This window comes from Streptomyces sp. WAC00040 (assembly GCF_056835925.1).
In genome coordinates this window covers 1,027,663-1,044,950 of the sequence record NZ_JAKQZE010000001.1, presented here as the reverse complement: position 1 = coordinate 1,044,950, position 17,288 = coordinate 1,027,663, and the positions used below count along the sequence as shown (strand labels likewise).

Sequence of the window (17,288 nt, the reverse complement as noted above, 5' to 3'; positions counted from 1 at the left end):
GAGTCGCTTTGGAGAGTGACCAGCGCTCCGCTACTGTCCGGTGCCACTTGGCTGACCGGACCTGACGGAGCGTCGTGAGCGTGAGTAATTCACAGGGCAGTCACCGTGCGGCGCGCGGCTCACGCCGTGCCGGTGCCCGGCCTTTGGCGGAGGCCGGTGCCGACCGGGCCACCGTGGTGCCGTACAGCAGCGCGCCGCAGCCGACGGTCGTGGACGGCCGGGCCGCGGCGCCTCGCGGGGCGGCGTACGCGCCCACCCTGCCGCACCTTGGCCGCGGGGCGCTGACCCTCGTGGACCCGGACGCGGGCGCGATCCCGGCGGGAGCCGTCCCGCCGCACCGCCGGGCTGCCGTGGCGCAGGCGCCCACCTTGCCGTACGTGGATCTCCGGGACGCGGGCGTCGCGGAGGAGCCGGGCCGCCGCGTACAGGCGCGACGCGGTGGATCCCGGCGCCGCCGGCCCGCGGAGCGGCCGGACAGGCTGCGGCGGATCGTCCCGCAAGCCCTCGTCGTCGCCTTCCTCGCCGGCGGGACGACCGCGTTCGTGGCCGACGACAAGGCGATCCGGCTCACCGTCGACGGCGTGCCGCGGAGCATGCACACCTTCGCCGACGACGTGGCCGAACTCCTCCAGGACGAGGGCCTCGACCTGCGTGCGCACGACGTCGTCACCCCCGGCCCCGAAGCGGACCTCGACAGCGGCGACGAGGTCACCGTCCGCCACGGCAGACCGCTGAGACTCACCCTCGACGGACGGCCCGGCGAGGTGTGGACCACGGCCACCACCGTCGGAGCGGCCCTGCGGGAACTGGGCGTGCGCGCGGAGGGCGCGTACCTCTCCGTGCCGCCTTCGACCCGGATTCCGAGGACCGGCCTGGCGCTGGACGTGCGCACCGAGAGGGCCGTCACGTTCATGGCCGACGGACGCGAACGCACCATCCGCACCAACGCCGCCACCGTGGGCGAGGCCCTCGGCGAGGCGGGGATCGTGCTGCGCGGTCAGGACTCCACCTCCGTGCCGCCCGGCGGCTTCCCCCACGACGGCCAGACCGTCACGGTCACACGGATCACCGGCAGCCGTGAGGTACGCGAGGAGCCGATCGGCTTCGCCGTCGAGAAGACCCTGGACCCCGCGCTCTTCACGGGTACCGAGGTCGTCGTGCGGCAGGGACGGCCGGGCGTGCGCAGGGTCACGTACGCCCTGCGGACCGTCGACGGCGTACGCCAGAAACCGCGGCGGACCGCCACGGACGTCGTGCGCGAACCCGTCACCGGGCAGGTCAAGGTCGGCACCAGGCAGCCGCCGTCCTCGGTGCGCGGGGCGGACGGGCTGAACTGGGCGGCGCTCGCCGAGTGCGAGTCGGGCGGGCGGCCCGGCGCCGTCGACCCCTCCGGCACCTACGGCGGGCTGTACCAGTTCGACACCGCGACCTGGCACTCCCTCGGCGGCACCGGGCGTCCGCAGGACGCGCCCGCGGAGGAACAGACGTACCGGGCGAAGAAGCTCTATGTGCAGCGGGGGGCGAGTCCGTGGCCGCACTGCGGCCGTAGGCTGTATCGGTGAGCACCACTGATCCCGACGCACTCCTCGGCCCCGCCGACATCCGCGAGCTGGCCGCCGCGCTGGGCGTACGCCCCACCAAACAGCGCGGCCAGAACTTCGTCATCGACGCCAACACGGTCCGCAGGATCGTGCGCACGGCCGAGGTGAAGCCCGACGACGTGGTCGTCGAGATCGGCCCCGGGCTCGGCTCGCTGACCCTCGGGCTGCTCGAGGCCGCCGACCGGGTCGTGGCGGTGGAGATCGACGACGTGCTCGCCGGCGCGCTGCCGGCGACGGTCGCCGCGCGACTGCCCGACCGGGCCTCGCGGTTCTCGCTGGTGCACTCGGACGCGATGCACGTGCAGGAGCTCCCCGGGCCGCCGCCGACCGCGCTCGTCGCGAACCTGCCGTACAACGTCGCCGTGCCGGTCCTGCTGCACATGCTCGACCGCTTCCCGACGATCGAGCGGACGCTCGTGATGGTCCAGGCCGAGGTCGCCGACCGGCTGGCCGCCGGCCCCGGGAACAAGGTGTACGGCGTGCCCTCGGTGAAGGCCAACTGGTACACCGAGGTCAAGCGCGCGGGGTCGATCGGCCGCAATGTCTTCTGGCCCGCGCCGAACGTGGACTCCGGCCTCGTCTCCCTGGTGCGCCGGACCTCGCCGGTGGCGACGACCGCCTCCAAGACGGAGGTCTTCGCGGTCGTCGACGCCGCCTTCGCCCAGCGCCGCAAGACGCTGCGCGCCGCGCTCGCCGGATGGGCCGGATCACCGGCCGCGGCGGAGCAGGCCCTGGTCGCGGCGGGCGTGTCGCCGCAGGCACGGGGCGAGTCGCTGACGGTGGAGGAGTTCGCGCGGATCGCGGAGGCGAAGAAGTGAGCGTCACGGTACGGGTGCCGGCCAAGGTCAACGTCCAGCTGGCGGTCGGCGGAGCGCGCCCCGACGGCTTCCACGACCTGGCCAACGTCTTCCTGGCGGTCGGCCTCCACGACGAGGTGACGGTACGGCCGGCCCCCTTTCTGAGCATCACCTGCTCCGGCCCGGACGCCGGGCAGGTCCCCCTGGACCGTACGAACCTGGCCGCGCGGGCCGCGGAACTGCTGGCAGCCCGCCACGGCATCTCGCCCGACGTCCACATCCACATCGACAAGGACATTCCCGTCGCCGGCGGCATGGCGGGCGGCAGCGCGGACGGCGCGGGCGCGCTGCTCGCGTGCGACGCGCTCTGGGGTCTCGGCTCCTCGCGGGACGATCTGCTCGCCATCTGTGCGGAGTTGGGCAGCGACGTGCCGTTCAGCCTGGTGGGTGGGGCGGCGCTCGGCACCGGCCGCGGCGAACGGCTGACCGAGCTGGAGGTCGGCGGGACGTTCCACTGGGTGTTCGCGGTGGCGGACGGCGGGCTCTCCACGCCCGCGGTGTACGGGGAGTTCGACCGGCTGAACGAGGGCCGCGCCGTTCCGGAGCCGGCGGCCTCGGCGGCGCTCCTCGACGCGCTGCGCACGGGCGACGTCCTCGCGCTGGCGGACGCCGTCTCCAACGACCTCCAGCCGGCGGCCCTGTCCCTGCGCCCGTCCCTCGCGGACACCCTCGCGGTCGGTGTCTCCGCGGGGGCGCTCGCGTCGCTCGTCTCGGGCTCCGGCCCGACGACGGCGTTCCTCGTGAAGGACGAGGAGGCGGCGGACGCGGTGGCGTCGGCGCTGCTCGCGTCGGGCACGTGCCGGGCCGCGCGGGTCGCGGGGGCGCCGGCGGTGGGGGCGAGGGTGGTCACGGGCGGGGCGTGACCGCTGCGCGGGGCGTTTCCCCTCCCCGCCCCTCCCCGAACCCGGGCTCCGCCCGGACCCCTGCCGGGCTGCGCCGGGACCCCCTGCCGGGCTGCGCCCGGATCCTGTACCGGCCCCGTATCGGCTGCGCCCGGGCCCGGTACCGCGCTCCGCGCGGTGTTTCGGGGCTCCTCCACGCCTGGCGGCGTGAGGGGGACCCACCGGACCTCCGCGCCTCCAACGCCGGCGAGGCAGGAGTTGCCTCCGCCGACGCGGCTTGAAAGGCCTCCGCCGTCGGGGGCTGATTTCGCGGGGCGAAATCCAGCCCGCCCGGGGCACCTCCCACGGCCGCCGGGCCGTGGGGGAGTTCGAGGGCACGGCGCGGAGCGCGGTACGGGGTCCGGGACCTGCCCGCCACACGGCGCAGCCGCACATCGGGAAGGGGGAAAGGGGAACGGCCCCGCGCAGCGGCCCACGCGCCCGCACAGCGGCCCAAGTACACGCCCGCGGCCCCCACCCACGTACTCACCGCCCACCTGAGTACGAGCGCTCTCCCGCCCGACCCCGCCGCCCCGGCACCGTAACCCCCATGGGAACCAGCGTTCGTGAGCTTGCCGCCGCCACCCCCGGCAGCAGGGACCGGTACATCGATCTTTTGAGGGTCGCCTCGCTCGGGACCGTCGTCGCCGGGCACTGGCTCATGGCGGCGGTCACTGACGACGGCATCGGGAACCTTCTCGCCGTCGTACCGGAGCTGCAACTGCTCACCTGGGCCCTCCAGGTGATGCCCGTGTTCTTCTTCGTGGGCGGGTTCTCGCATGCCCTGTCCTACCGGTCGCTGCGGCGCCGGCACCCGGACCGGTCCGTGTACTCGGTGTTCCTGCGCGGCCGGCTCCAGCGGCTCCTGCGGCCCACGATGGCGTTCGTCCTCGTCTGGGGCGCCGCCGCGCTCGTCGTGCAGTTGCTCGGCGGGGGTGGCGGGATGACCGGGGTCGCGCTGCGGCTCGTGGCGCAGCCGCTGTGGTTCATCGGGATCTACCTCGCCATGGTCGCCTTCACCCCGCCGCTGCTGAAGCTGCACGAGCGGTTCGGCTGGGGCGCGTTCGGCGCGCTCCTCGGCGCGGCGGCGGCCGTGGACGTGCTGCGGTTCGCCGCCCATGTGCCGTTCGTCGAGTTCCTGAACTTCGCCTTCGTCTGGCTCGCCGTCCACCAGCTCGGCTTCCTGCGTGCCGATGGGCGCATCCGGATGCCCGCCGCCCTGGCGGCGGCCGGTCTCGCCGGGGCCGCCGCGCTCGTCGCGCTCGGGCCGTATCCGCTGTCCATGGTCGGGATGCCCGGCGAGAAGATCTCGAACATGGCCCCGCCGACCCTCGCCCTGCTGTTCCACGGGCTGTGGCTGGTCGGCGCGGTCGAGCTGCTGAAGGGACCGGGCGGACGGCTCGTGCGGCGGGCTCGCGTCTGGCGGGGGGTGGTGGCCGCCAACGGGATCGCCATGACCGCCTTCCTGTGGCACCTCACCGCCATGCTCGGCGTCTACGGGGCGATGATCGCCGCCGGGCTTCCGCTGCGGGCTCCGGCGTCGGCGGCCTGGTGGGCGCAGACGCCGCTGCGCATCGCCGCCGCGGCCGGGCTGACCGCGCTGCTCGTCGCCGTGTTCCGCAGGTTCGAGCGTCCCGTGCGGAGCGCCGTCACGCCGGTGCCGGGCACCGGGCCGATCGCCGCCGCGGGGATCACGCTCTGCCTGTTCGGCATCCTGGGTCTTTCCATGGTCGGATTCGGCGGGCTCCTCGAGGGCAGGACGGCGATGCTGGTCGCCGTGCACGTCAGCGCCCCGGCCGCCGTCGCCATGGCGCTCGGCGGCTGGCTGCTGGTGGAACGGGCCGGACGGGGCAGCCGCGCCTGACAAGTAGGCTGGGAGGTCGATCGTTCCCCCTGTCAGGAGAGAAATGGCCGTCAACCTGGTCAATGTCGAGGCAGTCAGCAAGGTGTACGGAACACGCGCCCTGCTCGACGGGGTCTCCCTCGGCGTCTCGGAGGGAGACCGCATCGGCGTCGTCGGCCGTAACGGCGACGGGAAGACCACCCTCATCCGGATGCTCGCCAAGCTCGAGGAGCCCGACACCGGCCGGGTCACCCAGAGCGGCGGGCTGCGGCTCGGCGTGCTGACCCAGCACGACTCGCTCGACCCCGAGGCGACGATCCGGCACGAGGTCATCGGGGACCTCGCCGACCACGAGTGGGCGGGCAACGCCAAGATCAGGGATGTGCTGACGGGGCTGTTCGACGGGCTCGACCTGTCCGGCTTCCCGCAGGGGCTCGACACCGTCATCGGACCGCTGTCCGGCGGCGAGCGCCGCCGTATCGCGCTCGCCAAGCTGCTGATCGCGGAGCAGGACCTGATCGTCCTCGACGAGCCGACCAACCACCTCGACGTCGAGGGCATCGCCTGGCTCGCCCGGCATCTTCAGACGCGCCGTTCCGCGCTCGTCTGCGTCACCCACGACCGATGGTTCCTCGACCAGGTCTGCACCCGCATGTGGGACGTGCAGCGCGGCGACGTGTACGAGTACGAGGGCGGCTACTCCGACTACGTCTTCGCGCGGGCCGAGCGGGAGCGGATCGCCGCCACCGAGGAGACCAAGCGGCAGAACCTGATGCGCAAGGAGCTGGCATGGCTGCGGCGCGGCGCCCCCGCCCGTACGTCCAAGCCGCGCTACCGCATCGAGGCGGCGAACGAACTGATCGCCGACGTGCCGCCGCCGCGTGACACGTCCGAGCTGATGAAGTTCGCGTCCGCCCGGCTCGGCAAGACGGTGTTCGACCTCGAGGACGTCACGGTCCAGGCCGGCCCGAAGGTGCTGCTGAAGCATACGACCTGGCAGCTCGGCCCCGGCGACCGCATCGGTCTGGTCGGTGTCAACGGGGCGGGCAAGACCTCACTGCTGCGTACGCTCGCCGCGGCGGCCGGATCCGGCGGCGAGGAGCAGCCCGTGGCGGGCCGGGTCACCGTCGGCAGGACCGTACGGCTCGCCTACCTCTCGCAGGACGTCACCGAACTGCCGCCCGCGCTGCGCGTGCTGGAGGCGGTCCAGCAGATCCGCGACCGGGTCGACCTCGGCAAGGGCCGGGAGATGACCGCGGGCCAGCTGTGCGAGCAGTTCGGCTTCGGCAAGGAGAAGCAGTGGACGCCCGTCGGCGACCTGTCGGGCGGCGAGCGCCGCCGGCTCCAGCTGCTGCGCCTGCTGATGGACGAACCGAACGTCCTCTTCCTCGACGAGCCCACCAACGACCTCGACATCGAGACCCTGACGCAGCTCGAGGACGTCCTCGACGGCTGGCCCGGCTCGATGGTGGTCATCTCGCACGACCGGTTCTTCCTCGAGCGGACCACGGACCGTACGTTCGCGCTGCTCGGCGACGGCGCGCTGCGGATGCTGCCGCGTGGCATCGACGAGTACCTGGAGCGCAGGGCCCGGATGGTCGAGGCCGCCGTGCCGACGCCGCCGCCCGCCCCGGCCGGCGCCGTCAAGGAGAAGTCGGCGGCCGACACCCGCGCGGCGAAGAAGGAACTCCAGCGCATCGAGCGGCAGCTCGACAAGGTCTCCGACAAGGAGACCAAGCTGCACGCGCAGATCGCCGATAACGCCACGAACTTCGAGAAGGTCGCCAGGCTGGATGCGGAGCTTCGCGAACTCGCCGCCGAGCGAGAAGAGTTGGAGATGCGATGGCTCGAACTGGCGGAAGACGCCTGACGGGTGGCTCCCGCCACCCGTAGAGAAGCCGTGCAGAGCGCGTAACAACCCCATCACGGCCCGGTCCTCCCTTGGGAACAGGGGAGGACCGACCCCGCTCTGCGCTGGTCACGGGTGATACAAAGAAGGCCCGCTCGACTGATGCTGAACAACGGGGTTCGTGTCCGAATCACTCCTTCCGGTCGATGCGCTTGCCGGAGGAGCGGGGGAGTTCGTCCGGGCAGCAGACCGTACGAAGGGGGAAGCGCAGATGGGGCAGCCGCCGCCGTCCGGTCAGGCACGGCCCGCGGACCATGGGCGCGGGGTTCCGCAGCCGTACGCGGATCCGCCGGCCGTACCCGTTCGCCGCAGCCGTCCGCCGTGCACGCCGGCACACCCGCGCCCGGCGGCGTCGTCACCGCATCAAACCCCCGCCCTGCGCGGGAGGCGTGTCCGTGACCGCGCCCTCGGGCGGTGAGCGGAAGGTGCTGCTGAACACCGTGACGGCTTCCGGCAGATGAACGCGGTCCGGGTCACCCGGACATCCCCGACTCCCACTCGCATCTCCCACCCATGAGGTAGTACGCCATGACGCAGCCGCCGAACCAGCCCCCGCAGGGAGGCTTCGGAGCCCCGCAGGATCCTCAGCAGGGAACTCCTCAGCAGCCCCAGCCGCCCGCGCAACCGCAGCAGATGCCGCCCGCCCCGCAGGGACCGCCGCCGATGGCGCCTCCCGGCGCGCCGGCGCCCGGCTACGGCTACCCGCAGCAGCCTCCCGGCCAGCCGGGCTACGGCTATCCCCAGCAGCCGGGGCCGTACGCGCAGCAGCCGGGCCCGTACAACCAGCAGCCCGGCGCCTACAACCAGCCGGGTCCGTACGGCGGCTACCCCACGCAGCCGCAGTACCCCGGTGCGCCCGCACCCGGCGGCGGGGGCTTCTTCAAGGGGAAGACCGGCATCATCGTGGCCGCGTCGGCCGCCGCGCTGCTCCTTGTCGGCGGTGGTACCTGGTACGTCGTCAGCAGTGGTGACGGCAAGGAGGACAAGCCGGCCGTCAGCAAGTCGAGCGACGACCCGAAGCCGACCGGTTCCGAGTCCGTCGACCAGGGCGACGGGAGCGGCACCGGACGTGAAGGCGACGACGACCTCAACGCCGGCCGCAAGGACGGCGAGGCCAAGGTCCTGTTCCTGACGAAGAACGACATCGACCTGCCCCGCAACGGCGCCGAGGTGTTCGGCCCGTGGGTCACCGGCGACACGGTCGTCAAGGCCATGTACCGGGAGGTCGCCGGCTATTCGGTGACCGACGGCAGCAAGAAGTGGAGCGTGCCGCTGCCCGCGGAGGTGTGCTCTGCCCCGGCGCAGACCTCGGCCGACGGCAAGATCGTCATCGGGGTCAAGGACGGCCTCACCGAGAAGGCCAAGTGCAACGACCTCCAAATGATCGACCTGAAGACGGGCAAGGCCGGCTGGAAGAAGCCGATCCCGAAGGCGTCCGGCGCCTTCGCCTCCCTCTCCGACTTCACCCTGGCCATCAGCGGCACCACGCTCGCGGTGGGCGGCAGCGGCAACTCCTACGGCTTCTCGATGGCCGACGGTAAGCAGCTCTTCGGCAAGCCCGGCAGCGGCTGCAAGCCGTTCGCCTTCGCCGGCGGCCCCAAGCTGCTGGCCGGTGCGAGCTGCCCCACGGACGACTACGACAAGCCGAAGCAGCAGCTCCAGGAGATCGACCCCGCCAGCGGCAAGCCCCGGTGGACGTACAACACTCCCGAGGGCTGGGAGATCGACAAGGTCTACTCCGCGAGCCCGCTGGTCATCTCCATCACCCAGCGTGAGCCGGAGAAGAAGTGGTCGATCATCGCGCTGACCGACAACGGCAAGCTGCGCTCGCAGATCTCGGGCGGCAAGAACGACAAGTTCCAGCCGCGCTGTGGCGGCGCGTTCGTCATCTTCGGTCAGAACCTCGAGGGCTGCACCGGTGTCGCGGCCGACGCGAAGCACTTCTACATGGCCACGGAGACCGAGTACGGCAAGGCCAACGAGCTCGTCGCCTTCAGCCTCGACAGCGGCAAGGAAGCCTGGCGCGCGCCGGCCGGCGCGGAGCGCAAGATGACGCCGCTGCGCATCGAGGGCGGCAACGTCCTCGTCTACATGCAGCCCTCGTACGACACGGGCGGTGGTGTGGCCACCGTCGCGCCGACCGGTGGGGCGCCGAAGATGCTGCTCCAGCACCCGGCCTCGACCGCCGAGATCGAGAACTCCTTCTACTCCCCGAAGATGGCATACGCGGACGGCCGGTTCTTCATCGCCAGCGGTCGTGTGAGCGCGCCCAACGACAAGGCCGAGAAGGAGACGAAGACCATGATGGGCTTCGGCCAGTGACCGATTCCGCCGTCGTAGGACCCACCTTCCGTCCCCCAGAGGTAAGCAAGCCATGACGCAGCCGCCGCCCCCGCCCAGTCAGCCGCCCGGCCCGCCGCCGAACCAGCCGCCCGGCCCGCCGAACCAGCCCCCGAGCCAGCCGCCCGGCCCGCCCTCGGGCGGCGGCTACGGTCTGGCCAAGGAGCCCCAGCAGCCGGCCGGCGGGTACGGAACCCCCGCGCCGCAGCCGCAGACCCCCGCGCCGGGAGCGCCCTACGGCTATCCGCAGACGCCGCCTCCGGCCGAGCCGGGCTACGGCTATCCCCAGACGCAGCCGCAGAGCCCGGCCCCGGGCGCGCCCTACGGCCACCCGCAGCCCGCGTACAGCGCGCCGACGCAGCCGATGATGCCGCAGCCGGCCGCGCCCTCAGGGGGCGGCGGACTGCTGAACAGGACGCAACTGCAGATCGTCATCGCCGCGTTCGTCGCCATCGTGCTGATCATCGGCGGCGGCTTCCTGTACTCGTCCACCAAGGACGACGGCGGCAAGCAGGACGAGGCGAAGAACAGCTCGGGCGGAACCGAGGGCGGCAAGGGCGGGAAGGGCGACGACGCACCGGCCGCCCCCGACGGCCCCGGCAAGGAGCAGGCCCCGGCCGACACGGCCTCCAAGGTCGCCTTCCAACTGCCGATCCCCGCGCGTTTCGACGTGACGGGTGTGCCGGGCTCCTGGGTCACCGACAAGGCGTTCGTCAAGACGAGCGTCAACTCGATCGTGGCCCACGACGTGGCCAGGGGCACCGTGCTGTGGACCCTCGACCTGCCCGGCCAGGTGTGTGCCGCCTCGCGTCACACGACCGACGACAACAAGACCGCCGTCATCTTCGAGGCCACGAAGCGGGCCAAGGGCGACAAGGGCTACCCGCCGTGCTCCGAGGTCGGCGTCGTCGACCTCACCGCGGGCAAGCTGCTGTGGAGCAAGTCCGTCACCGGCGGCGCGAGTGGTGACGACAAGGCCCGCTTCGACCAGGTCACCCTCAGCGGCAACACGGTGGCCGCCGGATACCTCGGCGGCAGCGCCGCGTTCGACCTGACGACCGGCGCCGTCCGCTGGAAGCCCACCGTCGACGCTGAGGAGTGCCGGGACATCGGCTACGGCGGCGGCAAGGCGCTCGTCGCGGTACGCCGCTGCGGCTCGTACGACAACGCCCAGGTGACCATCCAGCCGCTCAACCCGGAGAACGGCACGCCGCTCTCGTCCTTCAAGATGCCGGCCGGTGTCGAGGACGCGCGGATCGTCTCCTCCGACCCGCTGGTCGTCGCCGCCGACGTCGGTGACACGGGAACGTTCGGCATCTCGGACTTCTTCTCGATCGACGGCAAGACCGGGAAGCTGCGCGCCAAGATCGCGGCGCCGGGCGACAAGTACCTCGCGAGGTGCTCCGCCAGCGACGGTGTCGAGGGCTGCCAGTTCGTGGTCGTCGGCAACGACAGGATCTACCTGCCGACGGAGGAGCACGAGGGAACGGGCGAGTCCTACTCGCGCACCAACGAGATCATCGCCTTCGACCTGGCGACCGGAAAGGCCGTCAGCGGCCGTGCGGACGCAGGTGAGGGCTACCACTCGCTGCCGCTGCGCATGGACGGCGGCAACATCATCGCCTACAAGTGGCCCCCCTACGACAAGGGCGGCCAGGTCGTCAGCATCAACGGCGCCACCCTGAAGGAGACCGTCCTGCTGGTGAACCCGGCGGACAAGACGGTGCGGGACGCCGAGACGAGCTTCGTGGAGTCCGGCTCGGAGTACCACTTCAAGAACGGGCGGCTGTTCATCGCGGACGACACCCTGAGCGAGCCCGACACGGGCAGCTCGAGCTCGTCGAAGTTCATGGCGATCTCCTTCGGCCCGAAGAGCTGATCCGCTCCACCGCATCATCCGCACCGCGGCCCGGCCCCTCGCAGACGCGAGGGACCGGGCCGCGGTCGTACCCCGACCGTCTTCCTGACGCCTGCTTTCAAGTGGCCCTGTTTGGTGAAGAATTCGGCATTCCGGGGGGCTTCTGCCGAGTTAGGGGCGCGCAACGTCGAACAAGCGTGTACCTTGCCGGGACTGACGGGGTAGCCGTGGACGGCCGGGGGGCCGACTCCAGCGGGACGGGGGTTGCTCGATGGGCGTTCGGCTCATGGTGGTCGACGACCACAGGCTGCTCGCGGAGGCGCTCGCCTCCGCGCTGAAACTGCGCGGGCACCGGGTGCTCGCGGCGGCGGCGCCCGCGGCCGGAGCAGCCGAGCTGGTGATAGCCAGGGCCCCGGAGGTGTGCCTGCTGGGCACGGCGACGCCCGCGGAGCCCGGCGCCTTCGACCCGGTCGTCCGCATCAAACGGGAACGGCCGCAGGTGGCCGTCGTGGTCCTCGGACCGGTCCCCAGCCCGCGCGGGATAGCGGCGGCGTTCGCCGCCGGGGCATCCGGATACGTGCGCCATGACGAGCGCATCGAGGGCGTGGAGCGGGCGCTGGTGAAAGCGCGTTCGGGAGAAGCGGTGGTGGCGCCGCTGCTGCTCCAGGGCGCGTTCGCCGAGCTGCTCAACCCGGTCGCGCAGCCGGACGACGAGGGCCAGCGACTGCTGCAACTGCTGACGCCGCGCGAGGTGGAGGTGCTGGTGCGGGTCGCGGAGGGCGAGGACACCAGGCTGATCGCCGTCGGCATGGGGATCGCGCCGAGCACGGCCCGCACTCACGTGCAGCGGGTGCTGATGAAGCTGGGCGTGGGCTCCCGGCTGGAGGCGGCGGCGCTCGCCGCCCGTACGGGGCTGCTGGACCGCGCGGCGTACGGGACTCCGTCCGGTCCCGGCTCGGCCTACTAGGGCCCGGCGGGCCGTCAGGCGGTCTGCGGGGTCACGCCCCGGGCCTGGCACGCCACTTGATGTCCTTTGTTTGCTTCCTGCGGGCGCCCGGACGGGACGGCCTGCGGTCACCCATTGACCGTCCTGTTCGGTTGTGGTTTCTTGTGTTCGGTTATGTTGGATCGGAGTGGTGAGGAGCTCCGTATGAAGAAGACGTCGACCCGGCTCGCCGACGGTCGTGAGCTGCTCTACTACGACGAGCGCGACGACGCCGTCCGCGACGCCGTCGACCTCCGGCCTCTCGACGCCGTCTCCACCACGGCCGAGATCCGGCACGACGTGCTGCTCGGCGACCGGGTCGCCATCGCCTCCCATCGTCAGGGCCGCATCTACCACCCGCCCGCCGACGAGTGCCCGCTGTGCCCCTCGCGCGACGGCCGCCTCAGCGAGATCCCGGCAGCCGACTACGACGTCGCCGTCTTCGAGAACCGCTTCCCCTCGCTGGCCGGCGACTCGGGCCGCTGCGAGGTCGTCTGCTTCACCTCCGACCACGACGCGTCCTTCGCCGATCTCAGCGAGGAGCAGGCGGCGCTCGTCCTCGAGGCGTGGACGGACCGCACGGCGGAGTTCGCCGAACTGCCCCACGTCAAGCAGGTCTTCTGTTTCGAGAACCGCGGAGCCGAGATCGGCGTCACGCTCGGACACCCGCACGGGCAGATCTACGGCTACCCCTTCGTGACACCGCGCACCGAGCTGATGCTCCGCTCGCTGGCCGCCCACCGGGCCGCGACCGGCCGCAACCTCTTCGACGACCTCGTCCGGCGCGAGCGCGAGGAAGGGGTGCGGGTGGTGCTGGAGGGCGAGCACTGGATCGCCTTCGTGCCGTACGCGGCGCACTGGCCGTACGAGGTGCACCTCCACCCGAAGCGGCGGGTGCCGGATCTCCGGGCACTGGACGACGCGGCCCGCACAGAATTCCCACAGATCTATCTGGAACTCTTGAGGCGCTTCGACCGGATCTTCGGGCCCGGTGAACCGCCGACGCCGTACATCGCCGCCTGGCACCAGGCGCCGTTCGAAGGCGAGGGAAGGGACGCCTTCGGCCTCCATCTCGAGCTTTTCACCATCCGCCGCACTCCCGGCAAGCTGAAGTTCCTCGCCGGTTCCGAATCCGGTATGAGCGTGTTCATCAACGATGTGCCGCCGGAGGCCGCGGCGACGCGATTGCGAGAGGTAGCGAGCGAGTGAGCAAGAAGTACCTGGTCACGGGTGGTGCGGGATACGTCGGCAGTGTCGTGGCACAGCACCTTCTGGAGGCCGGTCACCAGGTGACCGTGCTCGACGACCTCTCCACCGGATTCCGCGAAGGGGTGCCCGCGGGCGCCGGGTTCATCGAGGGTCGCATTCAGGACGCCGCCCGCCACCTGGATGCCTCGTACGACGGGGTGCTGCACTTCGCGGCCTTCTCTCAGGTCGGCGAGTCCGTCGCCGGGCCGGAGAAGTACTGGGCGAACAACGTCGGCGGCACGATGGAACTGCTCGCGGCCATGCGCTCGGCGGGGGTGCGCACACTGGTCTTCTCCTCCACCGCCGCCACCTACGGCGAGCCGGTCTCCACCCCCGTCACCGAGTCCGACCCGACCGCGCCCACCAGTCCCTACGGCGCCACCAAGCTCGCGGTGGACCACATGATCACCGGTGAGGCGGCGGCACACGGTCTCGCGGCCGTCTCACTGCGGTACTTCAACGTCGCCGGGGCCTACGGCGTGTACGGCGAACGCCACGACCCCGAGTCGCACCTGATCCCGCTGGTGCTCCAGGTCGCCCTCGGCCGGCGCGAGTCGATCTCCGTGTACGGCGACGACTACCCGACCCCGGACGGCACCTGCGTCCGCGACTACATCCATGTCGCGGACCTGGCGGAGGCCCATCTCCTCGCGCTCGACGCCGCCACCTCCGGTGAGCATCTGATCTGCAACCTCGGCAACGGCAACGGCTTTTCGGTGCGCGAGGTCATCGAGACCGTACGGGAGGTCACCGGTCACCCGGTGCCCGAGGTGGTCGCGGAGCGACGGGGCGGCGACCCCGCCGTGCTGGTCGCCTCCGCCGCCAGGGCCCAGGAACGCCTGGGCTGGAAGCCGAGCCGTGCCGACCTGGCCGGCATCGTGTCCGACGCCTGGGCATTCGCCCGCGGGAGGGAGAACGGGTCATGAGCTCCACGGGCGAGGGTGTGTGGGCGGCACCCGGCAGGGTGAACCTCATCGGTGAACACACCGATTACAACGACGGTTTCGTGATGCCCTTCGCGCTTCCGCACACCACGGTGGCGACCGTGTCGCGCCGCGACGACGGCATGCTGCGGCTGACCTCCACGGACATGGACGGCGGCCCGGTCGAACTGCGCGTCGACGACCTCGGCCCCGGCGGCCACGGCGGCTGGACCGACTACCCGGCGGGCGTCGTCTGGGCGCTGCGCGACGCCGGCCACCGGGTCGGCGGCGCCGACATCCACTTCGAGTCGACCGTCCCCACCGGCGCCGGGCTCTCCTCGTCCGCGGCGATCGAGGTCGTCACTGCCCTCGCCCTGAACGACCTGTACGAACTCGGCCTGGAACGCCGGCGCACGGCCCGCCTGTGCCGGCGCGCGGAGAACGTCTATGTCGGTGCCCCGACCGGCATCATGGATCAGACGGCCTCGGCCTGCTGCACCGAGGGCCATGCCCTGTACCTGGACACCAGGGACCTCTCCCAGCGGCAGATCCCCTTCGACCTGGCCGCCCACGGGCTCGAACTCCTCGTCGTGGACACCCGGGTGAAGCATGCCCACAGCGATGGTGAGTACGGCAAGCGGCGCGCCGGCTGCGAGGCGGGCGCGGCGGCGCTGGGGGTGAACGCCCTGCGGGACGTCCCGTACGACGCGCTGGACGCGGCCCTCGGCCGGCTCGACGACCCGGAAGTGCGCTCGCTGGTCCGGCACATCGTCACCGAGAACCACCGGGTGGAGCAGGTGATCTCCCACCTGGAGGCCGGCGAGGTCAGGGCCATCGGCCCGGTGCTGACCGAGGGGCACGCCTCGCTGCGTGACGACTTCCGGGTCTCCTGCCGGGAGTTGGACCTGGTCGTCGACACGGCGCTGGCGGCCGGCGCGCTGGGGGCCCGGATGACGGGCGGCGGTTTCGGCGGGTCGGCGATCGTCCTGACGGAGACGTCCGCCTCGCCGCTGGTGGCGAAGTCCGTCGAAGAGGCCTTCGCGGCGGCCTCGCTGGAGCAGCCGCGCGTCTTCACCGCCGTCCCGTCCGCGGGGGCACGCCGGCTCTCCTAGAGGCAGCGCCTCGAGGAGGCCCGGCCAAGAGGAACTCGGGGAGGGCCGGGCGGCCAGGGGTGAGCCCGGCCCCCCAGCGTCGTTTTCTGTGCGCCGGCCGGGCAGAAACCGTCGTCGCCTGTCCACTCAGGTGTCGTTTCGGAACATCGGCCACACCCTCGGCAACGCCGCCGATCAGTTCTGCAAATAGCCTTCCGTCACCGCAGCCCGTCCGTACTCTGAACCACAGCACCGGTGGGGGCCGGTGTCGATCAGGGGGCGAAACAGCCGGGTACGGCGCCCGGGGCGGGGTATCAGTCACAGCACGGCGGCGGCCGGGCGATGCGCTGTACCCTCCGTCCCCCGGGCGGCGTACCCGTGCCGGTCCGTCCTCCGACACTGGGGGTGTCCTGTGGTTCGTATCCGGGTGCTGGTCGTGGACGACCACCGAATCTTCGCCGAGTCGCTCGCCGCGGCCCTGGCGGCGGAGCCCGATGTGGAGGTAGCCGCGGCAGGCAGCGGCCCCGCGGCGCTGCGCTGCCTGGAACGCGCCGCGGCGGAAGGCCGCAGGTTCGACGTGATGCTCGTGGACGCCGACCTTGGTGCGTCGGCCGCGGTGCCGCCGCCGAGGGCCGCCACGGTCGCCCGTCCGGTGCCGGAGACCGGCGCGGCTCCCGTCGTCGACGGGATCGCCCTGGTCACGGGCGTCCGCTCGCTCCATCCCGCGCTGCGTTCGGTCGTCCTCGCACAGAAGGACGACGCCCGGCGCGCGGCACTGGCCCTCCAGGCGGGCGCCTCCGGCTGGGTCGCCAAGGACTGCTCCCTGCAGCGACTGCTGGCGGTGATCCGCGGGGTGCTGCGGGACGAGACGCACCTGGCGCCGGCGCTGCTCACCGGCGTACTGCGGGAGATGACCGCGGCACGCAAGCACCGCACGGAGAGCGAGCGGCTGGTGGAGTCGCTGACCCCGCGCGAGCAGGAGGTGCTGCGCTGCATGGTCGCGGGCCTGGGGCGCAAAGCCGTCGCCGAGCGCCTCTTCCTGTCGCCGCACACCGTTCGTACGCATATGCAGAACGTGCTGGGGAAGCTGGGCGTGCACTCCACGCTCGCGGCGGTCGCGCTGGCCCGCCGGGCCGGTGTGGGGCCCGCCGACCTGGGCGGAGGACCGGCCCTAGCCGGGGATGTTGTCGAACGGGGCGGTCAACTGGCGTAGCAGCGCAGCCAGTTCCGCGCGCTGGGCACCCGAGAGCTCGGAGAGGATCGCCCGCTCCTGGGCGAGCAGTCCGGCCAGTGCCTGATCGGCGCGGTCGCGGCCCTCCGGGGTCAGCCGCACCAGGACGCCGCGCCGGTCGCTGGGGTCGGGCAGCCTCTCGACGAGGTTCTTCTTGGCGAGGCGGTCGATGCGGTTGGTCATCGTCCCGGAGGTCACCAGCGTCTGGGTGAGCAGCTGGCCCGGTGAGAGCTGGTACGGGGCGCCGGCCCGCCGCAGCGAGGTGAGCACGTCGAACTCCCACGGCTCGAGCTGATGCTCCGAGAACGCGATACGACGGGCCCGGTCGAGATGGCGGGCGAGCCGGGAGACGCGGCTGAGCACCTCGAGTGGTTCCACGTCGAGGTCCGGGCGCTCACGGCGCCATGCTGCGACCAGTCGATCGACCTCGTCCTCCATGTCGATCAGTGTAGAGGGTCTGTCGACATGAAGTCTCTTGACGTCAAGATATATTTCCGTGGACTATTGGGCATGGTCGGGCC

The 17,288-nt window shown here is 72.0% G+C and carries 13 protein-coding genes; 12 read left to right on the top strand and 1 reads right to left on the bottom strand.

The window, feature by feature from the left end:
- Positions 1 to 80: 80 nt before the first annotated feature.
- The 12 genes from MDN94_RS04675 to MDN94_RS04620 all read left to right on the top strand — a co-directional run bounded on the left by MDN94_RS04675 (position 81) and on the right by MDN94_RS04620 (position 16,749).
- A complete protein-coding gene (locus MDN94_RS04675; RefSeq protein ID WP_482724697.1) occupies positions 81 to 1,562 on the top strand; it encodes a ubiquitin-like domain-containing protein in 1,482 nt (493 codons plus the stop codon).
- Positions 1,559 to 2,419, top strand: a complete 861-nt coding sequence (rsmA, locus tag MDN94_RS04670) for a 16S rRNA (adenine(1518)-N(6)/adenine(1519)-N(6))-dimethyltransferase RsmA (protein ID WP_453465376.1) — start codon at positions 1,559 to 1,561, stop codon at positions 2,417 to 2,419. Before MDN94_RS04675 ends, rsmA begins: the two co-directional genes overlap by 4 nt.
- Positions 2,416 to 3,321, top strand: a complete 906-nt coding sequence (locus tag MDN94_RS04665; protein WP_482724696.1) for a 4-(cytidine 5'-diphospho)-2-C-methyl-D-erythritol kinase — start codon at positions 2,416 to 2,418, stop codon at positions 3,319 to 3,321. Before rsmA ends, MDN94_RS04665 begins: the two co-directional genes overlap by 4 nt.
- 568 nt (positions 3,322 to 3,889) lie before the next feature.
- The gene (locus MDN94_RS04660; protein ID WP_482724695.1) at positions 3,890 to 5,203 is read left to right on the top strand and encodes an acyltransferase family protein; all 1,314 of its coding nucleotides are present in this window, start codon (positions 3,890 to 3,892) and stop codon (positions 5,201 to 5,203) included.
- A gap of 43 nt (positions 5,204 to 5,246) precedes the next feature.
- Entirely contained in the window at positions 5,247 to 7,052 is a 1,806-nt protein-coding gene (locus MDN94_RS04655) for an ABC-F family ATP-binding cassette domain-containing protein (protein ID WP_482724694.1), read from the top strand.
- A 567-nt stretch (positions 7,053 to 7,619) separates the two neighbouring features.
- Positions 7,620 to 9,413: an outer membrane protein assembly factor BamB family protein gene (locus MDN94_RS04650; RefSeq protein WP_482724693.1), complete on the top strand. Its 1,794-nt coding sequence runs from the start codon at positions 7,620 to 7,622 to the stop codon at positions 9,411 to 9,413.
- A 52-nt stretch (positions 9,414 to 9,465) separates the two neighbouring features.
- Positions 9,466 to 11,310 (top strand): outer membrane protein assembly factor BamB family protein, encoded by a 1,845-nt coding sequence (locus tag MDN94_RS04645; protein ID WP_482724692.1) that lies wholly within the window; start codon positions 9,466 to 9,468, stop codon positions 11,308 to 11,310.
- 250 nt (positions 11,311 to 11,560) lie between these two features.
- Positions 11,561 to 12,256, top strand: a complete 696-nt coding sequence (locus MDN94_RS04640; RefSeq protein WP_482724691.1) for a helix-turn-helix transcriptional regulator — start codon at positions 11,561 to 11,563, stop codon at positions 12,254 to 12,256.
- 183 nt (positions 12,257 to 12,439) lie between these two features.
- Positions 12,440 to 13,483 carry a galactose-1-phosphate uridylyltransferase gene (gene galT, locus MDN94_RS04635; RefSeq protein WP_482724690.1) on the top strand — a complete coding sequence of 348 codons (1,044 nt, stop codon included), beginning with the start codon at positions 12,440 to 12,442 and terminating at the stop codon, positions 13,481 to 13,483.
- Positions 13,480 to 14,448 (top strand): UDP-glucose 4-epimerase GalE, encoded by a 969-nt coding sequence (gene galE / locus MDN94_RS04630; protein ID WP_482724689.1) that lies wholly within the window; start codon positions 13,480 to 13,482, stop codon positions 14,446 to 14,448. The genes galT and galE overlap by 4 nt, the downstream gene beginning before the upstream one ends.
- Positions 14,445 to 15,557: a galactokinase gene (galK, locus tag MDN94_RS04625; protein WP_482724688.1), complete on the top strand. Its 1,113-nt coding sequence runs from the start codon at positions 14,445 to 14,447 to the stop codon at positions 15,555 to 15,557. The genes galE and galK overlap by 4 nt, the downstream gene beginning before the upstream one ends.
- 391 nt (positions 15,558 to 15,948) lie before the next feature.
- A complete protein-coding gene (locus tag MDN94_RS04620) occupies positions 15,949 to 16,749 on the top strand; it encodes a LuxR C-terminal-related transcriptional regulator (RefSeq protein WP_482724687.1) in 801 nt (266 codons plus the stop codon).
- On the opposite strand, the gene MDN94_RS04615 is transcribed toward MDN94_RS04620, so the two are convergent.
- The gene (locus MDN94_RS04615; protein WP_005316568.1) at positions 16,708 to 17,205 is read right to left on the bottom strand and encodes a MarR family winged helix-turn-helix transcriptional regulator; all 498 of its coding nucleotides are present in this window, start codon (positions 17,203 to 17,205) and stop codon (positions 16,708 to 16,710) included. The genes MDN94_RS04620 and MDN94_RS04615 overlap by 42 nt on opposite strands.
- Between the last annotated feature and the right edge of the window lie 83 nt (positions 17,206 to 17,288).